This window comes from Microbacterium sp. CPCC 204701, from assembly GCF_004010105.1.
Taxonomy (GTDB): domain Bacteria; phylum Actinomycetota; class Actinomycetes; order Actinomycetales; family Microbacteriaceae; genus Microbacterium.
Genome location: NZ_RRYE01000132.1, coordinates 1 through 7,410, shown reverse-complemented (window position 1 = coordinate 7,410; position 7,410 = coordinate 1). Strand labels below are relative to the sequence as shown.

General features: G+C 72.0%; 2 protein-coding genes. Both read left to right on the top strand.

The window, feature by feature from the left end; translation table 11 throughout:
* Nucleotides 1-65 precede the first annotated feature (65 nt).
* The gene (locus EIO58_RS09545; protein ID WP_127819342.1) at nt 66-6,236 is read left to right on the top strand and encodes an Ig-like domain-containing protein; all 6,171 of its coding nucleotides are present in this window, start codon (nt 66-68) and stop codon (nt 6,234-6,236) included.
* 66 nt (nt 6,237-6,302) lie between these two features.
* Nucleotides 6,303-7,268, top strand: a complete 966-nt coding sequence (locus EIO58_RS09540) for an AAA family ATPase (RefSeq protein WP_127819341.1) — start codon at nt 6,303-6,305, stop codon at nt 7,266-7,268.
* The last annotated feature ends 142 nt before the right edge of the window (nt 7,269-7,410 follow it).

Here is a 7,410-nt window from a genome sequence, read left to right as displayed (position 1 = left end):
CGCCGGCGTCGTGGTGGCGGCGCTCTTCGCCACGGGAGTGCTGTGATGCGCGCGGGGGTGCGGTGATGCGGCGGAGCACGCTCGCCGGACTCGTCGCCGCCGGCGCGGCGGTCGCGGTGGTCATCGGCGTGAGCGTGGTGTGGCCGGGCCTCGACGCGCAGGAGACCCCGGAGGTCGACGCGGCGGTGTGGGCGCTGCAGACCGGCGAGGGCCGGCGCTATGCCCGCGTCAACACGTCGGTCGGCGAGCTCGACACGGTGCGCAGCATCAGCAATCCCGACCAGGTCGTGCAGACGGCCGATGCCGCGTACCTGTTCAGCGACAGCTTCAGCAAGGTCACGCGCATCGACGAGGCGATGCCCACCGACCTCGACGAGGAGGCTCTGCAGGCCTCCGCGTCGACGCCGCCCGGCACCACCGATGTCGCCACGGCGGACGACTACGTGGCCTACCTCACCGACTCGGGTGCGGTCTTCGCGGGGTCGCTGTCGGCGGGAACGCCGTCGCAGCTCGACCCGTTCCCCTCGGACGACGAAGACGCCCCGCAGTACACGGCCGACGCGATCGCGGTCGACGATCGAGGCGTGCTGTTCGCATACTCGCGGGCCGACGGCTCGGTGCTCCGGTTCGACATCGCCGAGGGCGACGTGCTGGGGCGCGACCCGCTCGACGCGGAGGGGCTCACCGCGCCGGCTCTCACCGCGGCCGGCGACACGTGGGCCGTCGTCGACACCGAGGACGGCGACGTGTGGCTACGCGGGGCTGATGCCTCGATCTCGGCGCCGACGACGGGAGCGGTCGTCGCCGGCATGCCCGACGCCGCAGGCACCGCGGTCTTCCTCGCCGACGAGACGTCGCTCGTGCGGGTGCCCGTCGACGGCTCGGGCGCCGCGGCCGTCTTCGGCGGGACCGGAGCGGTGATCGGCACCCCCGCGCAGCCCATCACGCACGACGGCGAGACGTTCGCCGCGTGGCTGCCTCAGGGCGACGCCGACGGCACGCTGTGGCGCTCGCGCGGCGAGTCCGTCACGCTCGACTACGGCGAAGAGACGATGCCCGACGACCGCCGTCCGATGTTCGTCGCTAACGAGTCCGCCGTGATCCTCAACGAGACCCGGTCGGGATGGGCGTGGTCGGTGCCCGACGGCGCCCTCATCACCTCGAGCCAGGACTGGACGCTCGACGACGAGACCGACCCCGACGCGGTGCCGAGCGACGAGCAGCTGCAGGTCGTGCTCGACCCGAAGCCGCCGATCGCCGAGCCCGACGCCTTCGGTGTGCGCGCCGGTGCGCTCGCGTCGCTGCCCGTGCTGATGAACGACCACGATCCGAACGAGGATGTCCTGGCGATCGATCCGGCATCGGTCACGGGCCTCGACCCCGGCTTCGGCACCGTCACGGTGACCGACGACGGCCAGCGCTTCGCCGTGCGCGTGAACCCCGGGGCCACCGGGTCGGCGACCTTCTCGTACGCGGTGACCGACGGCACCGCCGCCGACGGGCTGCGCTCGGCGCCCACGACCGTCACGGTCGACGTCGCAGCCCCCGCGGCGGAGACCGCACCCGAGTGGTGCGGCGTCGACCGATGTCTCGTGGAGTGGCCGCAGCCCGAGGTGGCGCGCGGCGGCACCGTGACGGTGCCGGTGCTTCCCGGGTGGGTCGACCCCGAGGGCGACCCTCTGCTCCTGCTGTCGGTCGTGAACACGTCGGGGATCGGCAGCGTCGCCTCGACCCCCGCGGGCGAGGTCGTCTACCAGCACAGCGACGCGGGCGAGGGCGGGGAGCAGCTCGTGGAGCTGGCCGTGACCGTCGCCGACACGCAGGGCCAGGCATCCGTGAAGTCCCTCGTGGTGAATGTGTCGCCGCAGCCGCAGCTGGCCGTGCAGTCGTTCGCGGTGGTCGACACCGTCGCGTCGGGTATCACCGTCGACGTGGCCGACCACGTCACCGGCACGGCCGGCACGCTCTCGCTCGACTCGGTGCGCGTGCTCGACGACGCGGCCGCCACCGCGACGGTCGTCGGCGGATCGACGTCGTTCGACTTCTCGGCCCAGAGTCCCGGCACCTACCGCGTGGACTTCACCGTCACCGACGGCGCGAGCGAGGCCACCGGCACGGCCCGGATCACGGTGCTGCACGCCGATGCGCCGGCGCAGCTCGCGACCTCGCCGGTGGTCGCGTTCGTGCACCCGCAGGAGGACGCGACGCTCGAGGTTTTCGACGCCGTGTCGAACCCGACGCGGCGCGTGCTGCTGCTCAGCGACGTCGTGGCGAGGGCGGATGCCGGTGCCACGCTGTCGGTCGACGCGGTCGGCCAGAACCACCTCAGGGTGTCGGGCACGACAGCCGACGGAAGCCCCGGCCGGCTCGGCACGGTCTCATACATCGTCAGCGACGGCACCGAGGACGCGGGGTCGACCGTCGAGGGCCAGGCGACGGTGTACCTGCTGCCGCCCGCGCCCGAGCTCGCGCCGATCGCGGTCGACGACGCCGTCGTCGTGCGCGCGGGCGCCCAGATCGACATCCCCGTCCTCGACAACGACATCTCGCCGGCCGGAGGGCGACCGACGCTCAACCCCGCCTCCGTGACGTCGTCGACGGATGCCGCGCTCGCGTTCGCGTCGGACGATCTGCTCCGCTACCTCGCGCCCGAGGAGCCCGGCGAGTACGCCGTCGAGTACTCCGTCTTCACCACGGGGGCTCCGGCGCTGGCCGACACCGCGAGCGTGCGCATCCGGGTCATCGACGACGACGCCAATCGCGCGCCGACCGCCGACACGCTCGAGGGCCGCGCGCTCAGCGGTCAGTCCGCGCTCGTCGAGTTCGACGGCTTCGGCATGGATCCCGACGGCGACGTCGTGACGCTCGACCGCATCGTGGCTCAGCCCGAGCGGGGCGCCGCGACCATCGCGGCCGACGGCGCCTCGATCCTCTACACGAGCGTGCCCGGAGACAGCGGCCAGGTGTCGTTCCGGTACCGCGTGGTGGACGCCTTCGGCGAGACCGCTGAGGGGATCGTGCGCGTGGGCGTCCTCGACAGCGAGGCCAACCCCAGCCCCGTGACGTTCACCGACTACGTCCAGGTGCAGGCGGGCGCGGGAAACACGATCCGGGTCAGCCCGCTGTCGAACGACGTCGACCCGACGCTGGGCACGCTGCGGGTCACCGACATCCGCCCCGACGCTCCCGAGACGCTCGTCGACGGCAGCGAGAACCCCGAGTACGCGCGCCTGGAGGAGCGGATCGCCGCGGTCGACGACGCGACCGTCGTGATCGAGGCCGGAGAGGCGCCTGCGACCATGTCGTTCCTGTACGACGTCGAGTCGACCTCGGGCAACACCGGGCGCGGGCTGATCGTGGTGCGGGTGGTGCGCGAGAGCGTGCCGGACTACCCCGTGGTCTCCGACACCAACCTGACGGTCGAGACGCGCGAGGACTTCCCCCGCGGCGTGGACGTGCTGGACGGCAAGGTCGCCTGGTCGGGCGGCGACGTGTCGGACCTGGAGCTGACGCTGTGGGGCGAACCCGAAGGCGTCGCGGTGACCGGCGCGCGTCTGCGCGGCGAGCTTCGCGCGAAGACCCGGCTGATCCCGTTCGCCGTCACGGGGGAGGGAGCGTCGGGCGAGGTCACCTCGTACGGGTTCCTCCGAGTCCCCGGAGACGACGATGTCGCCCTGACCCTCCGCGCGGGCGCCGCGCCGCCCGAGGTCGCCGAGCTCGAGTCGACGACCTTCGACATGGCCGGCCTCGTCGCCCGCCCGCGCGGGGCACGCGTCGACGTGGGTTCCGAGGTGCGCGTGTCGGGAGCCCGCCCCGAGGCGGCCTGCCGCGTCGAGTCGGGCACCGTCGTGCGCTACGACGCCGGTGCGGGCGCCCCCTGGGTGGACGCGTGCCAGGTGCCGGTGCGTCTGTCGGGGCAGGACGAGTGGACGTACCTGTCGGTGCCGATCATCGTGCAGCCGCGCGACCCGCAGCCGGAGCTGCGGCCGGCGTCGATCACGGTCGGGCCGGGTGAGACGGCCACCTACGACCTCCGCGACATGACGACGTGGCAGCTGCGCGAGGACTGGGAGGGCATCCGGTACCAGGTCGACCACTCCGGTTCGGCCTTCGAGGTGACCCAGCAGGGCTCCGTGCTCACCGTGGTCGGCGCGGACGGCGCGGTGCCCGGGTCGGAGGAGGCCGCGCTCGTCGGCGTCACGAGCCACCCTTCGGTGACCCCCGCGCGCCTGATCCTGCGCGTCGGCGCCGCTCCGTCCACGCTCCCGCAGGGCGGATCCGTCGTACGGCAGTGCTCACAGGCGTCGGGCTCGTCGTGCACGTTCTCCGTCATCGGCGCGGGCGGCGAGGTCAATCCGCTGCCCCGCACCCCGCTCGAGTTGGTCGACGTGCGCGCGACCGGCGCGTGCATCGGCGTGACGTTCGAGGTCGCCTCGGCGTCGTCGGTCCTTGCGACGTGGACGCAGGATGCCCCGGGTGCCACGTGCGCGGCCACGTTCTCGGTGCGCGACGCGCAGGGCCGCATCACCAACTCGGAGCGCGACGGTCGCATCATGCTCGATCTGCTCGGCTTCCCGAAGGCACCGTCGAGCATCGCGCAGACGGCGTACAAGAACGGCGCCGTGACACTGCGCGTCGATCCAGGCGAGGCGCGGCTCGCGTATCCGGGCCTCTCGGGCTTCGTCGTCCGCTCCGGCGGGCAGGAGGTCGCACGGTGCTCGGCCGCCGGCGTGTGCCCCGACATCCCCGCACCGAACGGCGAGCAGCGCACCTACGAGGCGTGGGCGGTGAACTCCGTCGGAGAGTCGAAGGGCAGCGTGCGGACCGTGGCCTGGGCGTACGACGTGCCGCCGGCGCCCCGCAGCGTCGTGGCCGAGCCCGTCCAGACCAACGGCGAGGGAGGCATCGTCTCGCTCGTGATCGACGGCGTCGACACCAGTTCGACCGGCAGCCTCGAGATCAGGAGCGACACCGGCGAGACGGTGCGCGTGCCCGTGACCGGCAACCGCCAGACGGTCGAGGTGCCGCGGTACCGCGTGGGAACGAACCAGGGCACGATCGTGACGGTCACGCCCTACTCGAAGTTCGATCTTCCGCCGGGACTCGGCGGCAGTGCGTCGGGCGGTGCCGCGACTGTCCTGACGAACGGCGTCGGAAGCCCGTCGTCTCCGCTCCTCACCCTGACCTCGGCGTCCAACGAAGACGGCACCTCGACGATCAGCGCGAACGCGTCGGCGAGCCGGAACGGCGACGGGTCGACGCTGCGGTTCGGCGTCATCGAAGACAACCAGCGGTGCGTCGCCGACAAGCGAGCGAACGGCAGCACTGACACGTCGTTCGTGACGAGCTTCACCGTGGAGGACGGCAACGAGTACACCTACCGCCTGTGCGTGGAGTCCTACTGGGGCGAGCGCTCCTATGGTCGGGCCGAAGCCACCGCGAGCATCCGCGCGCGTCAGTCCGAGAAGGCTCCGGAGGGCTACACGTTCGTCGTCGGAGCTCAGCCGCGCGACGCCGGCAGCCGCATGGAATGGGTCATCACCGAGACCCCAACATCGCTGGAGCGGCCGCCGCGCAACAACGATGTCCAGTTCTCGAACTTCCCGAACAACCCCACCTTCGACAATCCCCCGGGGATCCAGGTCTGGTATCACCATCGGTTCTGGCAGACCGATTCCGCGAGGGCGAACGTTGAGCCCGCCGCCGGCAGCGCGCCGTTCCAGGTGTGGGCGAACTGGAGCATCGGTGCCTGCACGGGCGGCCAGACGCTGTCGCTCGGCGGAAACTCGTCGACGGCCAACGGGACGACGGCGACGATCACGTGGAGCGATGCGAACGTGGTCTTCCGGGCGAGGAACGGCCGCCAGCTCGCCTACGAGGGCGGCTGGAAGGTGCCGCAGGGCACCGCGAGCATCGAAGGCCTGAAGTGGACCGCGTCGTGGGGTGCGTTCGGCCTCAACAGCGCGACCAGAACGTTCAACATCTCGAACTGCACCCCCAACGAGCCGCTGCCGTCTGGTGTCGTCGCCGGTTCCCCGGGCTATTTCACCCCGGACTACGCACGGGTCCCCGGCAACCTGAGCGAACTGCGCTCGCTCGGCGCCCTCGGCCAGACGACCGCCTGGACCTCGGGGCAGCACGTCGTGCTCGGGGACTCCTCCGAGGCGTACTGGAACGGCGCCATGTGGATGAGCGACCGGGCCTCAGCTATCGAGCGGCCGCCGCCGACTCCTTGAACCCAGACCGCCGCCCCGCGCCGGGCGCGGGCATCCACTCTCCCTCCCCGACCTCAAGGACACGACATGACCATCACGCAGGAGCAGGCAGACTGGTTCGCGCAGACGTTCGGGCAGATCGCCGACAACGTCGAGCGCGCCGTGCTCGGCAAGCGCCACGTCGTCGAGCTCGTCCTCACGGCGATGCTGAGCGACGGCCACGTGCTCCTCGAGGACGTCCCGGGTACCGGCAAGACCTCACTCGCGCGCGCAATGGGGCAGTCGGTGCACGGCACGAACACGCGCATCCAGTTCACGCCGGATCTGCTGCCCAGCGACATCACGGGCCTCAGCGTCTACGACCAGAAAGAGGGCGTGTTCGAGTTCCACGCCGGCCCGATCTTCGCCAACATCGTGCTCGCCGACGAGATCAACCGCGCGAGCCCGAAGACGCAGTCGGCACTGCTCGAGGTGATGGAGGAGGGGCACGTCACGATCGACGGCGTCTCGCGCCCCGTCGGCGTGCCGTTCCTCGTGCTCGCGACGCAGAACCCGGTCGAGCAGGCCGGCACCTACCGCCTGCCCGAGGCCCAGCTCGACCGCTTCATGATGCGCACCTCGCTCGGCTACCCCGACCACGCGGCGACCGTCCGGATCCTCGACGGCGCCGCGATCGCGACGGCCGAGCTTCCTCCCATCATCACGCCGCAAGCGCTCGTGGGCATGGCCGACCTCGCCGCACAGGTGTACGTCGACGCGCTCGTGCTCGACTACATCGCTCGGCTCGTCGACGCCACGCGCACGGCCGACGAGGTGCGTCTGGGCGTCAGCATCCGCGGGGCGCTCGCCCTCACCCGCGCGAGCCGTTCGCGCGCCGCGTCGCAGGGCCGCACGTACGCGACGCCCGACGACGTCAAGGCACTCGCAGTGCCGGTGCTGTCGCACCGCCTCATCCTGCATCCCGAGGCCGAGTTCGACGGCGTCACCCAGGAGACCGTGGTCGGGCAGGTGCTGCTCGACGTGGCGCCGCCCGCGAGGCGCGAAGCGGTATGAGTCTCACCGAGTCCCGCCTGACCCGCACCGTCCACTCCACCGGGACGGAGGGCCGCACGCACGCCACCGAGACGAGCGTCACCTCGTCGCGTCGCGGCCGCGCGCTCGTGCGCGTCGCGGTGTGGTGGGCGAGCGCGGCGCG